At 72.5% G+C, this 19,663-nt stretch carries 22 protein-coding genes and 1 tRNA gene; 13 read left to right on the top strand and 10 right to left on the bottom strand.

Annotation, left to right across the window (positions count from 1 at the left end; all coding sequences use genetic code 11):
• Positions 1 to 34 precede the first annotated feature (34 nt).
• On the top strand, positions 35 to 1,447 hold the full coding sequence (locus tag NS354_RS00275; RefSeq protein WP_058592630.1) for an APC family permease: 1,413 nt from the start codon (positions 35 to 37) through the stop codon (positions 1,445 to 1,447).
• A 48-nt stretch (positions 1,448 to 1,495) separates the two neighbouring features.
• On the opposite strand, the gene greA is transcribed toward NS354_RS00275, so the two are convergent.
• Both greA and NS354_RS00265 read right to left on the bottom strand, forming a co-directional pair.
• Complete coding sequence (gene greA / locus NS354_RS00270; RefSeq protein ID WP_010154885.1) at positions 1,496 to 1,981, bottom strand: transcription elongation factor GreA; 486 nt, start codon at positions 1,979 to 1,981, stop codon at positions 1,496 to 1,498.
• A 174-nt stretch (positions 1,982 to 2,155) separates the two neighbouring features.
• The gene (locus tag NS354_RS00265) at positions 2,156 to 2,617 is read right to left on the bottom strand and encodes a DUF4307 domain-containing protein (RefSeq protein ID WP_058592629.1); all 462 of its coding nucleotides are present in this window, start codon (positions 2,615 to 2,617) and stop codon (positions 2,156 to 2,158) included.
• Between the two features lie 85 nt (positions 2,618 to 2,702).
• On the opposite strand from NS354_RS00265, the gene mca reads away from it, so the two are divergent.
• Genes mca through recQ form a run of 3 tightly spaced genes read left to right on the top strand, consistent with a single transcriptional unit; the run spans position 2,703 to position 5,963 of the window.
• Positions 2,703 to 3,569, top strand: a complete 867-nt coding sequence (mca, locus tag NS354_RS00260; protein ID WP_082677812.1) for a mycothiol conjugate amidase Mca — start codon at positions 2,703 to 2,705, stop codon at positions 3,567 to 3,569.
• Positions 3,566 to 3,907 (top strand): hypothetical protein, encoded by a 342-nt coding sequence (locus tag NS354_RS00255; RefSeq protein ID WP_058592628.1) that lies wholly within the window; start codon positions 3,566 to 3,568, stop codon positions 3,905 to 3,907. The genes mca and NS354_RS00255 overlap by 4 nt, the downstream gene beginning before the upstream one ends.
• A 4-nt stretch (positions 3,908 to 3,911) precedes the next feature.
• The gene (gene recQ, locus NS354_RS00250) at positions 3,912 to 5,963 is read left to right on the top strand and encodes a DNA helicase RecQ (protein ID WP_058592632.1); all 2,052 of its coding nucleotides are present in this window, start codon (positions 3,912 to 3,914) and stop codon (positions 5,961 to 5,963) included.
• Here recQ and NS354_RS00245 read toward each other — a convergent pair.
• Positions 5,908 to 6,903 carry an NAD-dependent epimerase/dehydratase family protein gene (locus NS354_RS00245; RefSeq protein WP_058592627.1) on the bottom strand — a complete coding sequence of 332 codons (996 nt, stop codon included), beginning with the start codon at positions 6,901 to 6,903 and terminating at the stop codon, positions 5,908 to 5,910. The genes recQ and NS354_RS00245 overlap by 56 nt on opposite strands.
• Before the next feature lie 131 nt (positions 6,904 to 7,034).
• On the opposite strand from NS354_RS00245, the gene NS354_RS00240 reads away from it, so the two are divergent.
• On the top strand, positions 7,035 to 7,754 hold the full coding sequence (locus tag NS354_RS00240) for a TetR/AcrR family transcriptional regulator (protein WP_058592626.1): 720 nt from the start codon (positions 7,035 to 7,037) through the stop codon (positions 7,752 to 7,754).
• 144 nt (positions 7,755 to 7,898) lie between these two features.
• Positions 7,899 to 8,450 (top strand): gluconokinase, encoded by a 552-nt coding sequence (locus tag NS354_RS00235; protein ID WP_058592625.1) that lies wholly within the window; start codon positions 7,899 to 7,901, stop codon positions 8,448 to 8,450.
• 112 nt (positions 8,451 to 8,562) lie between these two features.
• Here the strand turns inward: NS354_RS00235 and trhA are convergent, their stop codons facing one another.
• Positions 8,563 to 9,318 (bottom strand): PAQR family membrane homeostasis protein TrhA, encoded by a 756-nt coding sequence (gene trhA, locus NS354_RS00230; RefSeq protein ID WP_058592624.1) that lies wholly within the window; start codon positions 9,316 to 9,318, stop codon positions 8,563 to 8,565.
• Positions 9,319 to 9,420: 102 nt separating this feature from the next.
• Between trhA and NS354_RS00225 the strand changes: the two genes are divergently transcribed.
• The 5 genes from NS354_RS00225 (at position 9,421) to NS354_RS00205 (ending at position 13,995) form a co-directional block, all read left to right on the top strand.
• Positions 9,421 to 10,206 carry an isoprenyl transferase gene (locus NS354_RS00225; protein WP_058592623.1) on the top strand — a complete coding sequence of 262 codons (786 nt, stop codon included), beginning with the start codon at positions 9,421 to 9,423 and terminating at the stop codon, positions 10,204 to 10,206.
• A gap of 73 nt (positions 10,207 to 10,279) precedes the next feature.
• Positions 10,280 to 11,074, top strand: coding sequence for an SDR family NAD(P)-dependent oxidoreductase (locus NS354_RS00220; RefSeq protein WP_058592622.1), 795 nt, complete (start codon positions 10,280 to 10,282; stop codon positions 11,072 to 11,074).
• 34 nt (positions 11,075 to 11,108) lie between these two features.
• Positions 11,109 to 12,443, top strand: coding sequence for an amidohydrolase (locus NS354_RS00215; protein WP_058592631.1), 1,335 nt, complete (start codon positions 11,109 to 11,111; stop codon positions 12,441 to 12,443).
• A gap of 68 nt (positions 12,444 to 12,511) precedes the next feature.
• Positions 12,512 to 13,264 carry a nucleoside phosphorylase gene (locus NS354_RS00210; protein ID WP_010154873.1) on the top strand — a complete coding sequence of 251 codons (753 nt, stop codon included), beginning with the start codon at positions 12,512 to 12,514 and terminating at the stop codon, positions 13,262 to 13,264.
• A complete protein-coding gene (locus NS354_RS00205) occupies positions 13,261 to 13,995 on the top strand; it encodes an HAD family hydrolase (RefSeq protein WP_058592621.1) in 735 nt (244 codons plus the stop codon). The genes NS354_RS00210 and NS354_RS00205 overlap by 4 nt, the downstream gene beginning before the upstream one ends.
• On the opposite strand, the gene NS354_RS00200 is transcribed toward NS354_RS00205, so the two are convergent.
• Both NS354_RS00200 and NS354_RS00195 read right to left on the bottom strand, forming a co-directional pair.
• Positions 13,950 to 14,441, bottom strand: a complete 492-nt coding sequence (locus tag NS354_RS00200) for an S-ribosylhomocysteine lyase (protein WP_058592620.1) — start codon at positions 14,439 to 14,441, stop codon at positions 13,950 to 13,952. The genes NS354_RS00205 and NS354_RS00200 overlap by 46 nt on opposite strands.
• A 60-nt stretch (positions 14,442 to 14,501) precedes the next feature.
• Positions 14,502 to 14,825 (bottom strand): hypothetical protein, encoded by a 324-nt coding sequence (locus NS354_RS00195; protein WP_058592619.1) that lies wholly within the window; start codon positions 14,823 to 14,825, stop codon positions 14,502 to 14,504.
• Positions 14,826 to 15,193: 368 nt separating this feature from the next.
• On the opposite strand from NS354_RS00195, the gene NS354_RS00190 reads away from it, so the two are divergent.
• Entirely contained in the window at positions 15,194 to 15,754 is a 561-nt protein-coding gene (locus NS354_RS00190) for a purine-nucleoside phosphorylase (protein ID WP_058592618.1), read from the top strand.
• A gap of 215 nt (positions 15,755 to 15,969) precedes the next feature.
• Positions 15,970 to 16,060 (top strand) — tRNA-Ser (locus NS354_RS00185).
• An 83-nt stretch (positions 16,061 to 16,143) separates the two neighbouring features.
• On the opposite strand, the gene NS354_RS00180 is transcribed toward NS354_RS00185, so the two are convergent.
• The 4 genes from NS354_RS00180 to NS354_RS13500 all read right to left on the bottom strand — a co-directional run.
• Positions 16,144 to 17,541, bottom strand: coding sequence for an MFS transporter (locus NS354_RS00180; RefSeq protein ID WP_058592617.1), 1,398 nt, complete (start codon positions 17,539 to 17,541; stop codon positions 16,144 to 16,146).
• A 75-nt stretch (positions 17,542 to 17,616) separates the two neighbouring features.
• Positions 17,617 to 18,669 (bottom strand): SRPBCC family protein, encoded by a 1,053-nt coding sequence (locus NS354_RS00175; protein ID WP_058592616.1) that lies wholly within the window; start codon positions 18,667 to 18,669, stop codon positions 17,617 to 17,619.
• Positions 18,666 to 18,911: a hypothetical protein gene (locus NS354_RS00170; RefSeq protein ID WP_058592615.1), complete on the bottom strand. Its 246-nt coding sequence runs from the start codon at positions 18,909 to 18,911 to the stop codon at positions 18,666 to 18,668. The genes NS354_RS00175 and NS354_RS00170 overlap by 4 nt, the downstream gene beginning before the upstream one ends.
• Positions 18,912 to 18,971: 60 nt before the next feature.
• The coding region (locus NS354_RS13500) for a hypothetical protein (RefSeq protein ID WP_058592614.1) at positions 18,972 to 19,663 on the bottom strand (692 nt) is incomplete at its 5' end.

Genomic DNA, 19,663 nt, shown 5'->3' with positions numbered 1-19,663 from the left:
ACCGAACCGCACCGAACCGAACAGAGGATCCCAGATGTCGACGACGCCATCGCACTCAGCAGTCGCCTCGGGCGACGACCAGATCGCGCACTCCCTCGCCCCCCGCGCGGGCTCGCTCACACGCGCCCTGAAGCTCCGCCACCTGGTCTTCATCGGCCTCGCGTACATGGCGCCGCTCGCGGTGTTCGACATGTTCGGCATCGTCGCGGAGGCCACGAGCGGCCACGTGCCCCTCGCCTACGTCGTCGTGATGATCGCCGTGCTCTTCACCGCCTTCAGCTACTCGCGCATGGTGCGGTTCTTCCCGATCGCCGGGTCGGCGTACACGTACGCGAGGGAGGCGATCAACGCCCACCTCGGCTTCCTCGTCGGGTGGGTGGCCACCCTCGACTACCTGCTGCTGCCCATGATCAACGCGATCCTCTCGGCGATCTACATGACCGCCGTGATCCCCGGCGTACCGTTCTGGGTGTGGGTGCTGCTGACCGTCGGCATCTGCACGGCGCTGAACCTCGTCGGCGTGAAGCTCGCGGCCAGCATGAACGTGATCCTCGTCGGCATCCAGCTCGTCGTCGCCGTGGTGTTCGTCGTGCTCACGGTCGTCAACATCGCGAACGGCGCCAACGGCGCGGAGTTCACCGCTCGCCCGTTCATCTCGAGCGACGTGCAGGGCGCCGCCATCGCGGCGGGTGCGGCGATCCTGGCGCTCTCGTTCCTCGGCTTCGACGCGGTCTCGACGCTCGCCGAGGAGGCCGAGAAGCCCGAGCGCGACATCCCCCGCGCCATCTTCATCATCATCGCGGTGGCCGGCGCGTTCTTCATCACCGTCACCTACGTCATGCAGACGCTGTTCCCCGACGTGACCGAGCTCGCCGACATCGTGGGCGCGTCGCCCGAGATCGCGAAGTACATCGGGGGCGCCGCCTTCCAGGCGATCTTCGTCGGAGGCTACATGATGGCCGTGCTCGGCTGCGGCATCACGCAGCAGATGAGCGCGGCGCGTCTGCTCTACGCGATGGGGCGCGACGGCGCCCTGCCGAAGCGGCTCTTCGGCACCGTCGACCCGCGCACCGGCGTGCCCGTGGTGAACGTGCTGATCGTCGCCCTCGTCGCGCTGACCGCCCTGTTCGTCGATCTCGACCAGGCCGCATCCATGATCAACTTCGGCGCCTTCATCGCGTTCACCTTCGTGAACCTGTCGGTGATCTTCGTGTTCTTCAGGTTCCTGCAGCGGCGCACCGCGGGTGCGTGGGCGGCGTTCGTCGCCGTTCCCGCGATCGGCGTCGTCATCAACGTGTGGCTGTGGCTGAGCCTCGACCCGATCTCGATGGTCATCGGCGGCGCCTGGTTGGCGCTCGGCGTCGTCTACCTGCTCGTGCAGACGCGCGGGCTGCGCGCGCCGGCGCCCGAGCTCACGGGGCCGATCAATCTCTCGATGTACGAGTGAGGGGGTGGGGCCGCTCGTGCGGCCCCACCCCCTCGACGTCGTGCTCGGTCAGCCCGCGTAGGTGTCGACCGCGACGATCTTGACGGCGATCTCCTTGCCCGTCGGCGCCGCGTAGGTGACCTCCTCGCCGACCTTCCGCCCGAGGATGGCCGCTCCGAGCGGGCTCTCGGCGCTGTACACGTCGAGGTCGGAGCCGTTCGCCAGCTCGCGGTTGCCGAGCAGGAAGCGCTCCTCGTCGCCGAAGATCGTGGCCGTGACGACGGTGCCGATCTCGACGACCCCGCTCGCCTCCGGAGCCTCGCCGACGACGACGTGCTTCAGCAGCTCCTCCAGGTCGCGGATGCGGGCCTCCATCTTGCCCTGCTCGTCCTTCGCCGCGTGGTAGCCGCCGTTCTCCTTGAGGTCGCCCTCCTCGCGCGCCGCCTCGATGCGCGCCGCGATCTCCTTGCGGCCCGGCCCGGAGAGCTGCTCAAGCTCACCCGTGAGCCGGTCGTAAGCCTCCTGGGTCAGCCAGGTCTGGGTGGGCTCGGCCATGGACGATCCTCGTTTCGCAATCAGTGGTCTCGGATCGGCGCGCGAACGCGCCGGGAATGCAGAGAACGCCCTGAACCATCAGGGCGCCGACCCCAGGCTACCAGGGGGCGCTCGCGAGTGTCAGTTCGGCGCCGAGGGGTTGACTCGGGGACCCGGCGCGGTGCGGGCTGCGCCTCAATCGGCGGCGCGATCCTCGATCACCCAGCAGTCCCGCACCGAGGCGGCCGTCGCCGGGTTCGTCACGACGACCCGCGTCGTGACCGTGTGCGACTGCTGCTCGGTGACGGGAAGCTCGACGATCTTCCAGCCCACGGTCGCCTTCGACGTGTTCAGGGCCTCGACCGCGCACGCCACCGGCGTGTTCGGCTCCGTGGTCACCTGGAACTTCATGTCGAGACTCGTCTCGCCCTGCTTCGTGAAGCCGATGTCCTGGAAGGCGACGCGGTTCGGCTGCTGCCACCCGCTGAACAGGAGGAAGGCGATGCCCGCCGCGACGAGCAGGGCGGCGGCGATCCACGCGAAGCGCCGATCGAACGAGGCGCGTCGGCGAGTGCCGTAGCGATCCTCGAGCGACTGCGCCGTCTGCGAGTGCTGCACGGGATCGCCGGATGCGTCGACGGCCTCGGCCTGCGGCACGGCAACCTCCGATGTGCGCTGGGTAAACTGGATCTCTGTTGCCAGAGTACCGGGAAGCTCCCGGGAAGCATGTGAGAGGACCCTCATGACGCTCAGGTTGATCGCGGTGCACGCGCACCCCGACGACGAGTCCAGCAAGGGCGCCGCCACCTACGCGCACTACGTCGACTCGGGTGCCGAAGTGCTGATCGTGAGCTGCACCGGGGGAGAGCGGGGCGATCTGCTCAACGAGCTCGTCTCGCGCGATCCGAAGAGCCGGCGCGACCTCCCCGGGCTGCGCCGCGACGAGATGGCGCGCGCCCGCGAGATCATCGGGTTCGAGCACCGCTGGCTGGGGTACCAGGACTCGGGGCTGCCCGACGAGGGGGAGACCGTGCCCGAGACCTCCTTCGCGGGCATCCCGGCCGATGTCTCGGCCGAGGCGCTCGTGCGCATCGTGCGCGAGTTCCGCCCGCACGTCATGATCACGTACAACGAGCAGGGCGGCTATCCGCACCCCGACCACATCCGGTGCCACGACATCAGCCGCATCGCGTGGGAGCGCTCCGGCGACCCCGAGGCGTACCCCGAGGCGGGCGAGCCGTGGGAGATGTCGAAGCTCTACTACGAGGAGATCTTCAACGCGAAGCGCGTGAACACGATCTACCAGTGGCTCGCCGACAACGATCCGACGTCGCCCATGATCGAGCAGTTCACCGAGATCCGCGAGTGGATGACCCGCCGCCCGTATGTGGGCACCGCGAGCATCGACGTGGGCCGCTTCTTCGAGCGCCGCGACGAGGCGCTGCGGGCCCACGCCAGCCAGGTGCCGCCCGACAGCACCTTCTTCTTCTGGCCGAACGAGCTGCAGCGGCAGGCGTGGCCCTTCGAGGATTACCGCCTCGCCGCCTCCCGGGTGGCCACGAGCGAGTTCGAAGCCGATCTGTTCCAGGGAATCGAGGAGGGCGCATGAGCCTGTTGACCACGGCGGCCCGCATCGCCGAGGAGGCCGAGTTCGATCCCGACACGGTGAGCCCCGGCGTGGCCGGATTCATCGCGTTCGCGGCGCTCGGGATCGGCATCATCCTCCTCGGCTTCAACCTCGTCGGGCGGCTGCGCCGCAACAGCTACCGCGCCGAGGTGCGCGAGCAGATCGAGCAGGAGCTCGCGGCGCAGAACGGCGCGCTCGGCACGGCGGCCCCGGATCCGCAGGCGCCCGCGCAGCCGGGCGCGTCGGGTGCCGAGCCGGGCGCGTCGGGTGCCGAGCCGGGCGCGTCGGGTGCCGAGCCGGGCGCGGAGCCGCGGAGCTGAGCGCGTGACGGGTGGTGGAGCGCCGGGCGACCCCTCCGAGCAGCACGCCGACTTCGACTTCGGCGACGACGAGCGCTGGCCCGGCGAAGCGTGGGGCGCACCGCCGCCCGATGCGGCGCCGGTGACGGCGCGGGCGGCGCAGGCGGCGCGGGCGGCGCACGTCCCGCAGGCGCCCGCCGCTGGAGCGGCGGCCGCCGCCGGGCCGCACGTCGGCCGCGATCCCGGCGAGGTGCTCGCGGAGGTGTTCGGCTACGACGCCTTCCGCGGCGAGCAGGAGGAGATCATCCGGCAGGTGATCGGCGGCGGCGACGCCGTCGTGCTGATGCCGACGGGCGGCGGCAAGTCGATCTGCTATCAGATCCCGTCGCTCGTGCGCGAGGGCACGGGCGTCGTGCTCTCCCCGCTGGTGGCGCTCATGCACGACCAGGTGGCCGCGCTGCAGCTCGTGGGGGTGCGCGCCGCCGCGCTGAACTCGGCGATGTCGATCGAGGATCGCCGCGCCGTCGAGCAGGCGTACCGCGACGGGCAGCTCGACGTGCTCTACCTCGCGCCCGAGCGGCTGTCGGCGCCGGGCACGGTCGAGCTGCTCGCGCAGGGGCGCATCGCGCTGTTCGCCATCGACGAGGCGCACTGCGTCTCGCAGTGGGGGCACGACTTCCGCCCCGACTACCTGCGGCTCGGCGCGCTCGCCGAGCGCTGGCCCGACGTGCCGCGCATCGCGCTGACCGCGACCGCGACCCCCGAGACGCATCGCGAGATCACCGAGCGCCTGCACCTGCAGCGCGCGCGGCACTTCGTGTCGAGCTTCGACCGGCCGAACATCCGCTACCGCATCGAGTCGAAGCAGAACGCGCGCGCGCAGCTCGTCTCGTTCGTGAGTCGCGAGCACTCCGGCGAGGCGGGCATCGTCTACGCGCTCAGCCGCAAGCGCGTGGAGCAGACCGCGGCCGCGCTGCGCGATGCCGGCGTGGACGCCGTCGCCTACCACGCGGGGCTGCCCGCGCACGTGCGCCTCGACGCGCAGACCCGCTTCCTGCGCGAGGACGGCGTGGTGGTGGTCGCGACGATCGCCTTCGGCATGGGCATCGACAAGCCCGACGTGCGCTTCGTCGCGCACATCGATCTGCCGAAGTCGGTGGAGGGGTACTACCAGGAGACCGGCCGAGCGGGCCGCGACGGGCTGCCCTCGGAGGCCTGGCTCGCCTACGGTCTGCAGGATGTGGTGCAGCAGCGGCAGATGATCGAGTCGGGCGACGGCGATCAGGCGACGCGGGCGAGCCAGACACGGCATCTCAACGCGATGCTGGCCCTCTGCGAGGGCGTGCAGTGCCGTCGCGTCTTCCTGCTGCGCTACTTCGGGGAGGATCGGGCGGAGCCGTGCGGCAACTGCGACGTGTGCCTCACGCCGCCGCAGCTGTGGGATGCGACGGTCCCGTCGCAGATGCTGCTCTCCACGATCATCCGCACGCAGAAGGAGCGCGGCCGCACCTATGCCGCGGGGCAGCACATCGATGTCCTGCGCGGCGTGGCCTCCGATCGCACGCGGCAGATGCGGCTCGACGAGCTCTCCACGTGGGGCATCGGCACCGAGTGGTCGGTCGCGCAGTGGCGCGGCGTCGTGCGCCACCTGCTCGCCGCCGGCCTGCTCGAGGCGCAGGGCGAGTGGGGAGTGCTCGCCCCGACGGAGGCGGCGAAGCCGGTGCTGCGCGGCGAGGAGTCCGTGATGATGCGCGAGGAGGTCGTCTCGCGGGCCGCCGCCGGCGGTCGCGGTCGCGCCTCGCGCAGCGGGGGCGGGGGCGAGAAGCGCTCGGCGGCAGCGGCCGATCTGACGCCGGATCAGGCCGAGATCTTCGAGCGGCTGCGCGCGTGGCGGGCCGGCGAGGCGCGCGCACAGGGCGTGCCCGGCTACGTGGTGTTCGGCGATGCGACGCTGGCGGCGCTGGCCGTGCACGAGCCGAAGACCGACGAGGAGCTGCTCGCGATCTCCGGCATCGGGCAGGTCAAGCTGGAGCGGTACGGCGCCGCCGTGCTCGAAGCCCTGGCCGTCGGGGAGTAGTCGGCCGCGCGGAGCCGCCGGCCGAGGCGCCGCCGACCGATGCCGCCCACTCGGCGACGGTCTGCTCCCAGGGCGTCGCCGTGAGCCCCGGCTCGGTGGTGAGGCGGCCGGGCACGAGCTCGCTCGGCGCCTCCCAGAGATACCGCTGGTGCGCCATCTCGCGCATCATCGGCGATGCCGCACCCGCGAGCGCGATCGCGGCGTGCGGGATGCGCCGCGCCCGCGGCATCGGGAGCCCGAGCGCCGCCGCTGCGTCCCGGGCCATGTCGCGCTGCGAGCGCGCGGGCGGTGTCGGTGCGTTCAGCCGGGTGTCGGCGGCGGTCGCGAGTGGCACGGCGGCGATCATGGCGCGGGTGAGATCCGGGATCGCGGTGACCGCGTGCGGCGCATCCGGATCCCCGAGCAGCCACGGGGTGCGACGGGTCGCCACCGGGGTGAGGATCATGCCGAGCACCACCGAGGTCTGCGCCGCGGCGGTCGGACCGATGAGGTCGGAGGCGATCACCGAGGCGGTGTGGGCGGGGTGCGCGGCGCGGGCTTCGAGCAGTGCGGCGCGCACCTCGCCGAGCGGGGAGACCGGCGCGGGGGAGGCGTGCTCGGCGAGCGCCCGCGCCGACCGGCCGTACGCGTAGACGGACTCGGGGAAGATCACGGGGATGCCGAGTTCGGCGGCCACGTCCATGACGGCCTGCTCGCGGTGCGGCAGCTCCCGCCGCCACGCCGGCGCCGAGTACGCCGCGTGGATGCAGTGGAAGACGGCCTCGGCGCCGCGCGCCGCTGCGCGCAGGGCCGCGCGGTCGCCGGCGTCGCCGGCGTGCGTGCGTGCGCCCGCGACGGGGGCGCTGCTGCGGCGGAGCACGGTGACGGTGTGGCCCGCAGCGATGAGGTCGCGCGCCAGCTGGGTGCCGATCTGTCCGGCTCCGGTGATGAGGGTGTGCATGGTGCGTCCATTCATTCTGTGATCGGTGCTCTCTAAATTGTTCCGTGCTCACCGTAGACGCTGCGCCGGGAAAATTCAAGAGCACCGCTCACTGAATTGCCCCGTCTCGTCGCGCCTGGCACACTGAACGCATGGAACGCCCCAGACGCACGCACGCCGAGGCCCGTGCGCAGATGCGCGCGGGGATCCTGCGCCTGGGCACCGCGCAGCTCGCCGAAGTCGGGGCTGCCGGTCTCTCCGTGCGCGAGATCGCACGCGGCCTCGGCGTCGCCTCCTCCGCGATCTACCGCCACGTCGCCAACCGCGACGAACTGCTCACCCTGCTCGTCGTCGAGGCCTACACCGACCTCGCCGACGCCGTCGCTGCGCGCGCCCCCGCGACAGAGGCGCCCGCGCAGCGCCTCCGGCAGCTCGCCCGCGGCGTGCGGGAGTGGGCCGTCGCCCATCCCGAATCGTGGGCGCTGCTCTACGGCTCGCCCGTGCCCGGCTATCGCGCCCCGGCCGCGCAGACCACACCGGTCGGCACGCGCGTCATGGTGCAGTTCCTGGGCGTGCTCGCCGCAGGCGACCCCGAGGTGCGGCACTCCGCCCGCCCGCCCGTCAGCGCGGCGCTCGCCGCCGAGCTCGCGGCCGGCATCGCGGAGCTGACCGGCGACGAGGGCGCCCGACTCGCGCGGGTCGCCGCCGAGGCACCGGGCTTCGCCGCCGACGCGCTCGAATCGTGGACCGGCCTGATCGGCGTCGTCAGCGCCGAGGTGTTCGGCCAGCTCGGCAGCGACCTCGCCGCGCACGGCAGGGAACTGCTCGAGCGCTGGGCGACGACGACGGCCGAGCGCTTCGGGCTCGGGTGACGGAGCCGGGGCGGGCCGGGCTTCGGTGAGGGATTTCGCTTCGGTGAGGTCGGATCAGTCGCTTTCGCCGTACCGAGGCCGCATCGCTCACCGAGCGTGCAGGGCTGAGCCGACGCGTCTTCCGCGCATGGCACACTGAAGCGCATGGACCGCGACCGAACCGAGCACTCCCCCGGGCTGCCCGCCCCGGCCGCCGGGCTCGCGATCGTCGTGATGGGCGCCTCGGGTTCGGGGAAGAGCACGATCGCGGCGGCGCTCGCCGCAGAGCTCGGCGCTCGGTACCTCGACGCCGACGATCTCCACACGCCCGAGGCGGTCGAGCAGATGCGCCGGGGCGTGCCCCTCACCGACGAGGACCGCTGGCCGTGGCTCGAGAGGATCGGCGCCCGCGTCGCGCAGGAGACCGCCGCCGGTGCGCACCTCGTCGTCGCCTGCTCGGCGCTGCGCCGCGTCTACCGCGACCGCCTGCGCTCGGGGAGCGGCGCCGACCTGCGGTTCGTACTGCTGCAGGTGCCCCGCGAGGTGCTGATCGAGCGCGTGCGGGGCCGATCCGGGCACTTCATGCCCGCGACGCTCGTCGATTCGCAGCTCGCGACGCTCGAACCGCTCGGCGCCGACGAATCGGGGTTCGCGGTCGACGCCTCGCGCCGGGAGATCGAGGTGCTCGGTCGCATCGAGCAGGGCCTGGGTCTGTAGCGGCCGGGCCCGCTTCGCGTTCGGGATCGCTCGGCGCCCGCGCATCCCGCGCATCACGCGCACCCCGACCGCACCGCGCGCTCCCGCTGGGCGCCCCGCCGACTCCCGCCCCCTACCGCAGGAAGAACGGGTCGAGCGCGAGCAGCAGCGCCGCCGTCCAGTGGCACAGGAACGCCAAGACGGTGAGCGCATGGAAGATCTCGTGGAACCCGAAGACGCCGGGAACGGGGTTCGGCCGCTTCGTGCCGTAGATGACGGAGCCGAGCGTGTAGAGGAGGCCGCCGACCACCACGAGCACCATGGCCGCGAAGTCGGCGTGAGCGATGTCGACGATGTACATCATCGCGGCCCACCCGAGCAGCACGTAGAGCGGAACGTACAGCCAGCGCGGCGCTCCGATCCAGAACACGCGGAAGCCGATGCCGAGGAGCGCCCCCGCCCACACCAGCACGAGCAGCAGCACGCCCTTGTCGAGGGGGAGCGCGAGCAGCGCGATCGGGGTGTACGTTCCGGCGATGAGCACGAAGATGTTCGCGTGGTCGAGGCGCCGGAACACCTGCTTCGTGCTCGGCTTCCAGTTGAAGCGGTGGTACAGCGCCGAGACGCCGAAGAGCAGCATGCTCGACAGCATGTAGACCACCGACGCCCACTTCGCGACGGCGCCGTGGGCGAGCGCGATGAGCACGATCCCCGCCGCGATGGTGACGGGGAAGGTGCCCGCGTGGATCCAGCCGCGCCACTTCGGCTTCGCCTCCGCGGGCCCGGGCTGATCGTCCGAGTGGTCGATGGCGTCCTCGAGCAGGGGGAGCGAGAGCCGATCGGGATCGGGCAGCGGGCGGCCCGATGAGCGCGGGCTCTGCGACGTCATGCGTCGAGTCTACGGCCGCGCCGCGCCGCGCCCGGCATGCTGCGCGCGACTGCAGCACCGGCACCCCGTCCGCTCTCCGGGTCGAGCCGGTACACTCGGAACGTGAGTGCCCAGCCGTCGAATCCGCGCGCCGGTCTGCTCTACCGGCTGTATCAGCGTCGCCTGCGTCGAGAGATCGATCCGCGTCGGGTGCCGCAGCACATCGCCGTGATCGTCGACGGCAACCGCCGGTGGGCGAAGCAGCGGCTGCAGGAGCGCGCGGCCTTCGGCCATCGGGCCGGCGCTCGGAAGATTCCCGAGTTCCTCGGCTGGTGCGCGGAGGCGGGCGTCGGCACGGTTACGCTGTATCTGCTCTCGGCCGACAACCTGGGCGCTCGGGATCGCCAGGAGCTCGACGACCTGTTCGGCATCATCGCGGAGCTCGCGAGTCTGCTGGCCGAGCATCCGGGGTGGCGCGTGAAGCACGTCGGCACCTGCGAGGGGCTGTCGCCCGAGCTCACGGAGGCGTTGCGCGCCGCGGAGGCGGCGACGGCGGATCGCGAGGGCCTGCACATCAATCTCGCCGTCGGCTACGGGGGCCGCAGCGAGATCACCGCGGCGATGCACAGCGTGATCGCGGAGCATCAGGCGGCGGGCGGCACGATCGACACGCTCGCGGAGCGGTTGACGCCGGAGCTCATCGGCGAGCACCTGTGGACCCGGGGTCAGGCCGATCCCGATCTGGTGATCCGCACCTCGGGGGAGCAGCGGCTCTCCGACTTCATGATCTGGCAGTCGGCGCACTCCGAGTTCTACTTCGTGGAGGCGCTGTACCCGGATCTCCGCGAGGTGGATCTGCTGCGCGCGCTGCGCGACTACTCGTCTCGGCAGCGGCGGATGGGGGGCTGAACGGATGACGAACGACGCGACACCGGCGGCACCGGCACCGGCGACACCGGCACCGGCGGCGACGGCACCGCCGATGTCCGGGCTGCCCGACCTCGCGGGGCAGCGGGTGCTGATCACGGGAGCCTCGGGCGGCGTGGGGGGCGGCATCGCCCGGGTGCTCGCCGCGGCGGGCGCGCGGCTCGCCCTGCACTACCGCGGCGAGAGTCGGGCGTCGGCCGATGCCATCGGCGCGCTCGTGCGGGAGCTGCGCGGTGCGGGGGCCGAGGTCGAGGCGCTGCGCGCGGATCTCTCCGCCCCCGGGGCGGCGGCGACCCTCGTGGCTGACGCGGTCTCCGCTCTGGGCGCTCTCGACGGACTCGTGAACAACGCGGGCGTGCAGCCGGTCGCGCCGCTCGCGGAGACGACGCGCGCTGAGTGGGACGAGGTGCTCGGCACGAATCTCGGGGCGGTCTTCGAGCTCTCCCAGGCCGCGGCCGCGGTGATGGCGGGCGAGCGCGGCGGGCGCGGCGCGAACCGCTGGATCACGCACATCGCCTCGGTGGAGGCGTCGCGTCCCAGCCCGGCGCACGCCCACTACGCGGCGGCGAAGGCCGGCGTCGTGATGCACGCCCGCGCCGCGGCGCTGGAGCTCGGGCCGCTCGGGATCCGCGTCAACACCGTGTCGCCCGGGCTGGTCGACCGACCGGGGCTCGCGGACGCGTGGCCCGAGGGCGTCGCGAGCTGGACGACCCACGCCCCGCTCGGGCGTCTCGCGACGGCCGCCGACATCGGCGGCGCGTGCGCGCTGCTCGCCTCCCCGGCGGCAGCGTTCATCACCGGACAGGATCTCGCGGTCGACGGCGGCATGCTGGCCACGCCGGGCTGGTGACCCGCCCTTCCCCGATTCGAGAATGGAGCTGCCGATGAGCGACTACGAGACGGTGCTGCGCGCCGATGCGATGCTGACCCCGGAGGGGGCGATCGCCGATGCGGAGCTCGCGTTCGACGGCTCCGGCCGCATCACCTACGCCGGATCCGCCCGCCCCGATGCCGCCTCGGCGAGCGACCGCGTGGTGCACGAGCTCGCGGGGCACGTGCTCATGCCGGGGCTGGTGAACGGGCACACGCACTCGGCGATGACGCTGCTGCGCGGCGTCTCCGACGACGAGGGGTTCATGCCGTGGCTGGCGGCGGTGCAGGCGCTCGAGCAGCATCTGACGCACGACGACGTCGCGGTCGGCCTCCAGCTCGCGATGGTGGAGATGATCGAGACCGGCACGACGTCGTTCGCCGACATGTACCACTGGGATGCGGATCTGATCGAGTTGGTGCGCTCGGCGGGGATGCGCGCCCTCGTCGCACCGGCCTCGTTCGCGCCGGAGACGGTGGGGTTCCCCGGAGTGTCGCCGTGGACGGGCGCGGAGGCGACCGACCGCACGGAGGCGCTGGCGGAGCGGTACGCGGGTGACGCGCAGGTGCGGATCGCCTACGGCCCCCACGCCCCCTACACCTGCCCGCCCGAGTTTCTTCGGGACATCGCGCAGCGGGCCGTGCGACTCGGCATCCCGATTCACACGCACATCTCGGAGTCGACGGCGGAGGTCGCGCAGATCCGCGAGCGCTACGGGGCCACCCCCGCGGTGCACTTGGACGCGCTGGGGCTCTTCGACGCCGAGGTGCTCGCGGCCCACTGCGTGCACCTCACCGACGGCGAGATCGAGCTGTTCGCGCGCACGGGCACGGCGGTGAGCCACAACCCCGTCTCGAATCTGAAGCTCGGCAACGGCATCGCCGCACTGCCGGAGTGGCAGGCGGCGGGGCTGCGCATCTCACTGGGCACCGACTCCGTCGCGAGCAACAACACGCTCGACCTCTTCGAGGAGATCAAGACGGGCACCATCCTGCACCGCGGCGCCCGGGGCGACGCCGCGATCGTGCGCGCCGCCGACGTGCTCGACATCGCGACGCGACGCGGCGCGGAGGCGATCGGCTTCCCCGAGACGGGGGCACTCGAAGCGGGGCGCCTCGCCGACGTGATCGCGCTCGACGTCACGGGATCCTCCGCGATCCCCTTCGAGGCGGCGTCCCTCGTCTCCCACCTCGGGTTCGCAGCGACGGGTGCCGACGTGCGCCACGTCTTCATCGGCGGCCGCCACGTCTACGCGGAGGGCGAGCACCTCACGCTCGACGCCGACTCGATCCGGGCGCGGGCGGCAGCCGCCCGCGCCCGGCTGAGCGACGCCGCGCGCACCGACTGAGCTCACCGCCCGAGCGCATTGCCCGAGCTCGCAGTTTGAGCTTCCATCCACACACCGAAAGGTCACACATGCCCGTCCGACTCCCCTCCGACGCCGAACTGCCCCTGCTGCGCGTCCGCGTCTCCGACCTCGCCGACCGCGCGCTCGTCGTGGGCGACCCCGCGCGCGCCGAGCGCGTCGCCGAGCGCCTCGACGACGTGCGCCGGCTCGCGACGAACCGCGAGTACCACGTGTACGCGGGCACGTGGAAGGGCGTGCCGGTGACCGTCGCATCGCACGGCGTCGGCGGAGCGGGGGCCGCCGTCTGCTTCGAGGAGCTCGCGCGGGGCGGCGTGACGCGCATCATCCGGTCGGGCACCGCCGGCGGCATGCAGCCGGGCATCGTCGACGGCGCGGTCGTCGTCGCGACGGGAGCCGTGCGCGCCGACGGGGTGAGCCACCAGCTCGTGCCGACCGAGTTCCCGGCGCTGACGACGCCCGAGCTGACCGTCGCGCTCGCGCAGGCGACGGCCGCTTCGGGTCTCGACGTGCACCGCGGCGTCGTGCTGACGGGCGACATGTTCTACCCGAGCGACGTCATCACCGGCGTCGACCTCGCGCTGTGGCAGCGCGCCGGGGTCGTCGCGGTCGAGATGGAGGCCGCGACCCTGTTCGTCATCGCCGCGCTGCACGGCATCGAGGCCGCCGGCGTGTTCGCCATCGACGGCAACCCGCTCGCCGCCGACGACACCGACATGGGCGACTACGACCCGTATCGCGAGATCGTGGTGACCGCGGTCGACGCGGCGCTCACCGCGGCGCTCGACGTGCTGGTCTCGTGAGCGGGGCGCTGCGCACCGCTCACCCGCCCTTCGCGGCAGTGCTCTTCGACTGCGACGGGGTGCTCGTCGACTCCGAGACGATCACCATCCGCGTGCTCGCCGAGATGCTCCGCGAGCTGGGCTGGGAGATCTCGTACGAGGAGACGGTGCGCACCTTCATCGGCCGCGCGCTCGTCGACGAGTGGGAGGTGATCCTCGCCAACACCGGCTTCCGCATCACGGATGCCTGGGTGCACGAGTTCCACGTGCGACGCGACGACGCCCTGCGCGCCGGCGTGCAGCCGATGCCGGGCGCCGAGCGGATGCTCGCGGCGGTGGCCGAGCGCTTCGGCGACCGCATCGCCCTCGCCTCGGGCGCGGATCGCGTGAAGATCGCGATGCAGTTGGAGGTGACCGGCCTGGGCCGGTGGTTCGGCGACCGCGTGTTCAGCGGCATGGAGCTGGCGGCGAGCAAGCCGGCGCCCGACGTCTACCTGGCGGCGGCTGCGGCGCTCGGCGTCGACCCGGCCGACGCCCTCGTGGTCGAGGACACCGTGGCGGGGGTCACCGCGGGCATCGCGGCCGGTGCCACGGTATTCGGGTTCTCGACCGGGAGCGCGGTGAGCACCCCTCCCGAGGCGTTGCGAGGCGCGGGCGCCTCGCTCGTGTGCTCGAGCCTGGAGGAGCTGCCCGGCCTGATCGACGCCTACGCGATGCGCGAGCGGTCGAACGCGTCGAGGCTGATGCCCTGAGCGAGCACCGCCCGCGCCCACTCCCGGGCGGAGTGCAGGCTGTGATCGCGGTAGTTGCCGCAGCTCACCGCCTCGGTGCCGGGCACGTCGCTCCACGTGACGCGCTCGACCAGGTCGGTGAGGGAGCTCTTGATCGCCTCGGCCACGGTCTCGACGCTCGGCTCGCCCCACGCGATCAGATGGAAGCCGGTGCGGCAGCCGAACGGCGAGATGTCGATGAGGCCATCGAAGCGGGTGCGCAGCAGCGCGGCCAGCGTGTGCTCGATGGTGTGCAGGCCGGCGGTCGGGATCTCCGCCTCGTTCGGCTGCACGAGGCGGATGTCGAAGTTCGAGATCGCGTCGCCCTTCGGGCCGTGCTCGACCCCGATGAGGCGCACGTACGGCGCCAGTACCTTCGTGTGGTCCAGTGAGAAGCTCTCCACCTCGGCAAGTTCGACATCGCTCATGCGCTCCAGTGTGCCACGGGGGAGCGGTGCGCGCGGCGCAGATTACGCCGCGTGCACCGATCAGGCAGCGCGCGCGAGTTCCTTGCGGGTCAGCGCGATGCGCGCCCGCTCGCTGGAGGGCAGCTCGGAGACGGTCACGTTCCAGCCGGCGCGGTCGAGTCGCTTGAGGTCGCTCCGGGCGTCGGTGAGCCGGTCGGTCTCGACGACGTAGAGCGTGCGACCCGAGCTGCGGTAGACGGAGCGGCGCTGCGCCCAGTCGGGCACCAGCATCTCATCGGCTCCGCTCAGGGAATGGTAGGGCGTGCGCAGCGGCGCGGCCGCGGCGGGCCGCGCGTCCGCGGTGCGGGGGGCGGGGGGATGGGTGATAGGGGTATGCGAAGTCATGGTGTTCCTCTCGTGGCGCACCATCGTGGTGCGCGATCCCCGAGCGATTCTCGGGGTGTGGCTCGCGTGGAGCCGTGCGCTGCCTCGCCGGGGCTGCGTCGGTACAGCCCGCTCGATCGGTGCGATCGAAGGCGGAGCGCATCTGCACCGGTCTCATCGGGGGACCGGCCTCGACTGGAGGCCTGCGGTGCTCGGTGGGTGTCGCGGCATCTGACGCAGAGTTGAGGTGATCTCGACGTGCCGTTCAACGGCGATCATGCGTGCGGCTCGCGAACCCGACACCTCATATTAGAACACATTTTCGATCGGCGCTAGTGTGGTGTCGAATATCCGGATCGACGGGCGCTCGCGCGCCGCTGGGAGCACCGATGCCTGAACCCTCCACCCTGCTCGTCTTCGCCCATCGCGACGAGGCCTCCGCCTTCGCCGACGTGCCGCACGTCGTGACGGGCGTCGGCAAGGTGAACGCGGCGGTGGCGCTCGCCGCCGAGCTCTCGGAGCGGCCGGCGGAGCGGGTCGTGGTGCTCGGCACCGCGGGCGTCGTGAGCGACGGGCCGGAGCGGCCGTCGCTCGACGCCGTCTACCAGATCACGGGCGTGGTGCAGCACGACTTCTCACTGCCCTCGCCGGAGCTGCGGCCCGGCGGCGAGGCGATCCTGCCCCCCGAGTCGACCGCGGTGATCGCGACGGGCGACGTGTTCGTGCAGAGCGACGCCCAGCGGGCGGCCATCGCCGGCCTCGGAGCGAGCCTCGTCGACATGGAGGCGTACGCCTACGCCAGCGTGTGCGCCCGCTTCGGAGCGGCGCTGCAGATCTTCAAAGTGCCGTCCGACTTCGCCGATTCGTCGACCACCGACGAGGAGTGGGACACGATCGTGTTCCGCAAGAGCGAGCAGCTCCGCGAGTTCTGGGACGAGCGGCTCGCGTAGCCGTCGACGCACGGCACGGCACGGCACGGCCGAGATCCCGTTCGGTGCGATTTCGAGCCGGTCGGCGCGCACGAACTGCGCTCTCGCAGTGCCCCGTCGCCCGACCCCGGGGCGCAGCTCACCTGCACCGCGCACCCGTGCAGCGTCTTCGTCTTCGGGCTCGACCTCGCCGGTCCGATTCGCGCGGCGCGCCCCCATCACGTAAGCTCTTCGGCGGTGACGTGTCCGAGCGGCCGAAGGTGCAACTCTCGAAAAGTTGTGTAGGGTAACCCCCTACCGTGGGTTCAAATCCCACCGTCACCGCCACCGAGGGCCCCGCGCCCCTGCCGTTGCAGGGAGGCGCGGGGCTCTCGCTCGTTCCGCGCCGGCGCGTCCGCGGGCTCAGCGGGCTACGCCGCGTCCTCCGGTGCCGGATTCCTGATCCCGAGGAACGACACGATCGCCCCCGCGAAGAACAGCACCCCCGTGACGATCGCGGCCGAGTGGAAGCCGCCGAGATCGAGCCTCCCGCCCACGATGGTCGCGAGGAGCGCGATGACGATGAGGCCCGCGACCCGCGAGATCGCATTGTTCACGGCCGAGGCGATCCCGCTGCGCTCCGGGCCGATGGCGCCGAGGATCGCGGCGGTGAGCGGGGCGACCATGATCGACAGCCCGAGCCCCATGACCACCATCGACGGCAGCACCTGCGCCCAGTACGAGAACGGGTCGCCGACGAGCAGCAGGAGCAGAGCGCCGCACCCGAGCAGCAGCGGTCCGACGGTCATGAAGAGGCGCGGGCCGTACCTGCCGGCGAGCGCACCGACCTTCGAACTCAGCAGCACCATCAGGATCGTGATGGGGAGGCTCGCGAGGCCCGCGAGCGTGGCGGTGAGCGCCGGCCCGTTCGGGTTCTGCAGGTACACGCCGATCACGAAGCCGTTGAGCGACAGCGCCGCGTAGATGAAGAGGGTGGCGAGGTTGCCCGTCCAGAAGTTGCGCACGCGGAAGAGCGCGAGCGGCAGAATCGGCGACGCCACGCGCGTCTGCCACCAGAGGAACCCGAGCAGCAGCGCGACGCCGGCGCCGAGCGGCAGCCAGATCGCAGGGCTCGCCCACCCGTGCGCCGGCTCCTCGATGAGCGCCCAGACCGCGAGGCCGAGCCCGATCGCCGCCGCCGCGCCGCCGAGCCAGTCGATGCGCACGCCCCGCCGGCGGTCGTCGGTGTCGGGCAGCTTCGTGAGCATCCAGAGGGTCGCCCCGATGGGCAGGACGTTGATGAGGAACACGAGGCGCCACGAGAGGTAGTCGGTGAAGACGCCGCCGAGCAGCGGCCCGACGATCATCGCGCCCGTCGTCACCGCCGTCCAGGCGCCGATCGCGCGACCCTGCGCGGCCCCGGCGATGCGCGACGTGATGAGTGCGAGCGAGCTCGGCAGCAGGAACGCGCCGGCGGCACCCTGCAGTGCGCGGGCGACGATCATCATCTCGGGGTTCACGGCGAGCCCCACCGCGATCGACGCGATGCCGAATCCGATCAACCCGATCCGCATGATGAACACGCGCCCGTAGGCGTCGGCGATCGAGCCCGCGAGCAGCATGAGCGCGCTCAGCGTCACGAGGTACGCATCCACCACCCACTGCTGCGTGCTGAGGCCGCCCCCGAGCTCCTCCGAGATGCGGGGGAGCGCGACGTTCGTGACCGACATGTCGAGGGAGGTCACGAACGAGGCGAGGATCGCGATGGTCGTGACGAGGCGCTGCGGGGCGCTGAGCCGCGGGGGAGCCCCGGAGCGCGAATCGGTCATGCGAGCAGGATACGCCGCCCGCGGCGGGCCCGTCGGGAGCGGGCTCGAGCGGGGCATGCCCGTCCGGGCCGTCGCTCAGCGGAAGGCCCGGCTGATGCTGCTCACCAGCTGCGACAGCTGCACCCAGACGAGCAGTCGGTGCGCGGGCCGCAGCAGTACGCCGAGCAGCGGCCCCAGCAGTCGGCCCCGCCGCGCCCCGCCGGCGGGCCGCTCCCATGCGAAGTCGATGCGCAGTCGGGTGCCGCCGTCCTCCGGCGAGAGCCGGATGTCGAATGCCCGGCTGTTCGCCTGCGGCGCATCGGGGAAGGCGAGGCGCCAGGAGACGCGCCGTGCGGGATCGTGCACGAGCAGTTCCGCGCGCAGCCGGCGGAACGCCTCGCCCACCTTGAGTTCGGAGCCGTCGGGGCGCGTCGTGGTCGCGCGCGCGTTCCAGACCCTGCCGTGCTCGACGGACGCGCCGCGTTCGGCGCTCCCGCCCGCCGCGGGCTCGGGGCGCTCCGCGGGCTCGGGGTGCGCCGAAACGCTCGCGATGGACGGCTGCCACTCGGGCATGCGCGCGGGGTCGGAGAGGAGCGCCCACACCTCAGCGACCGGGGCGGGGATGAAGGCCTCGGTGGTGCCGGCGAGCGCGCTGGAGCCCCGGCGCGCGGCGGCGCCGGTGCGGGGAGCCGGCGCGGCGAGGTCGCGCTCGATCGCGGCTCGGCTCGCCCCGACCCCGGTCAGCACCGCGTCGATGAATCCGCTGGGTTCGGCGAGCAGCTCGCGGAGCACCGCGACGGCGTCGCCCGCCTTGCCCCGCCCGTTCGCCCTCGAGAAGATGCGCTGCGCCCGATCGCTCCACGCGTACCCGTCGGTTTCGTGGAAGACGATGCGGCCCGCCTCGGGCCCCTGCGTGCTGACGCCGATGACGGCGAGGTGCGCCGCGTGCTGCGCGGCGATCCCGGCTCGCGTCGCATCGAGGGTGAGGCCGTGGCTGCGCAGCACGCTCCCCGCGCGGTCGCGGTCGATGACGAGCGCGAGGAGCAGGTGCTCGATGTCGGCGGTGCGGAGGCCGACGCGCGACGCCTCCTCCATCGCCGCGAGCGAGAGGCGGTGCGAAGCGTCGGCCGATCGGGTGAACTTGCTCATGCCTGCCTCCGGGGAATCGCGATCGCGGGGTCGACGCGTTTGGCGTACTTCTTGTGCACGGCCTGTCGGGTGACGCCGAGCGCGTCGGCGATCTGCTGCCAGCTCATGCCCGAGCGCAGCCCCGCCTCGACCTGACGCAGTTCGAGGGTGTCGGCGAGCACGCGGAGCGAGGCCACGGCGAGCAGCCCGGCCCGCGGGTCGCTGAGGTCGGCGGCGCACGCCGCGAGGTGCATCGAATCCATGCTGTCAACCTACGTTGCGCGGATCGCGACTGTCAACCCTGGTTGCTCACCTGCAGCTGCTCATCGCTCGAAGAAGCCGCGCAGATCGAACCCCGAGACGGCGTCGCCGATCGAACCCAGCCCGCCCTGCGCCGCGTCGAGGGTCGAGCTCGCGGCGTCGCCCACCCCCGAGACGGCCTCCTCGACGCCGGGTACGGCCTCGCCCGCACCCGCGAGCGCGTCGCCCACGGCGAAGTCCCCGAGGAGCGCCTCGGGGTCCAGCCCGCTCGCGAGGGCGTCGAAGTCGACGCCGGATGCGGCAGCCTCGGCGAGCAGCGATCCTCCGATCGCGGTTGCGACGGCGCCGCCGGCGACGACCCCGAGCAGACCGAGGGCTCCCGCCCCGGCCACCCCGGCCGCTCCGGACGAGACGGCGCCGCGACCGCGTGCGCCTCCCGAGCGGGCGAGGAGGCGCCGCAGCGTGCCCGGGCTGCGCATCTCGCCGCGCGTCGCCGCCCGAGCGAGGTCGGCGGGCTCCGCGGAGGCCGGGCGCTCGGAGACCGGAAGATCGCGCTGCAGGTCCTGCTGCAGCAGCGCGCGCTGCGAGGGTGTGAGCTTCGCGAAGGCCTCAGCGTGCACCTGCTCGAGTTGCCGCGGATCGGCCGTCTCGAGCAGGTAGGTGTAGCGGGCGACGGCAGCGCGATCCTGCGGGGAGGCGGCCGTCGGCGGCGTCGGGTGCGCGGAGGGGGCGCTGCGCGGCGTCTGCCCGTGGA

The sequence above is a fragment of the Leucobacter chromiiresistens genome (genome assembly GCF_001477055.1).
In the GTDB taxonomy this organism is placed as follows: domain Bacteria; phylum Actinomycetota; class Actinomycetes; order Actinomycetales; family Microbacteriaceae; genus Leucobacter; species Leucobacter chromiiresistens_A.
Note: the sequence above shows the minus strand (reverse complement) of the source record. Positions and strands in the feature narration are given on the sequence as shown.

Excerpts from the sequence above, each read along its gene's own strand:
- NS354_RS00210 (WP_010154873.1), top strand. The coding sequence starts at position 12,512 with ATGCCCGTCCGACTCCCCTCCGACGCCGAACTGCCCCTGCTGCGCGTC.
- NS354_RS00240 (WP_058592626.1), top strand. The coding sequence starts at position 7,035 with ATGGAACGCCCCAGACGCACGCACGCCGAGGCCCGTGCGCAGATGCGC.
- NS354_RS00180 (WP_058592617.1), bottom strand. The coding sequence starts at position 17,541 with ATGACCGATTCGCGCTCCGGGGCTCCCCCGCGGCTCAGCGCCCCGCAG.
- NS354_RS00170 (WP_058592615.1), bottom strand. The coding sequence starts at position 18,911 with ATGGATTCGATGCACCTCGCGGCGTGCGCCGCCGACCTCAGCGACCCG.
- mca (WP_082677812.1), top strand. The coding sequence starts at position 2,703 with ATGACGCTCAGGTTGATCGCGGTGCACGCGCACCCCGACGACGAGTCC.
- NS354_RS00215 (WP_058592631.1), top strand. The coding sequence starts at position 11,109 with ATGAGCGACTACGAGACGGTGCTGCGCGCCGATGCGATGCTGACCCCG.
- trhA (WP_058592624.1), bottom strand. The coding sequence starts at position 9,318 with ATGACGTCGCAGAGCCCGCGCTCATCGGGCCGCCCGCTGCCCGATCCC.
- NS354_RS00190 (WP_058592618.1), top strand. The coding sequence starts at position 15,194 with ATGCCTGAACCCTCCACCCTGCTCGTCTTCGCCCATCGCGACGAGGCC.
- NS354_RS00195 (WP_058592619.1), bottom strand. The coding sequence starts at position 14,825 with ATGACTTCGCATACCCCTATCACCCATCCCCCCGCCCCCCGCACCGCG.
- NS354_RS00175 (WP_058592616.1), bottom strand. The coding sequence starts at position 18,669 with ATGAGCAAGTTCACCCGATCGGCCGACGCTTCGCACCGCCTCTCGCTC.
- NS354_RS00235 (WP_058592625.1), top strand. The coding sequence starts at position 7,899 with ATGGACCGCGACCGAACCGAGCACTCCCCCGGGCTGCCCGCCCCGGCC.
- NS354_RS00255 (WP_058592628.1), top strand. The coding sequence starts at position 3,566 with ATGAGCCTGTTGACCACGGCGGCCCGCATCGCCGAGGAGGCCGAGTTC.
- NS354_RS00200 (WP_058592620.1), bottom strand. The coding sequence starts at position 14,441 with ATGAGCGATGTCGAACTTGCCGAGGTGGAGAGCTTCTCACTGGACCAC.
- greA (WP_010154885.1), bottom strand. The coding sequence starts at position 1,981 with ATGGCCGAGCCCACCCAGACCTGGCTGACCCAGGAGGCTTACGACCGG.
- NS354_RS00245 (WP_058592627.1), bottom strand. The coding sequence starts at position 6,903 with ATGCACACCCTCATCACCGGAGCCGGACAGATCGGCACCCAGCTGGCG.
- NS354_RS00275 (WP_058592630.1), top strand. The coding sequence starts at position 35 with ATGTCGACGACGCCATCGCACTCAGCAGTCGCCTCGGGCGACGACCAG.
- NS354_RS00220 (WP_058592622.1), top strand. The coding sequence starts at position 10,280 with ATGTCCGGGCTGCCCGACCTCGCGGGGCAGCGGGTGCTGATCACGGGA.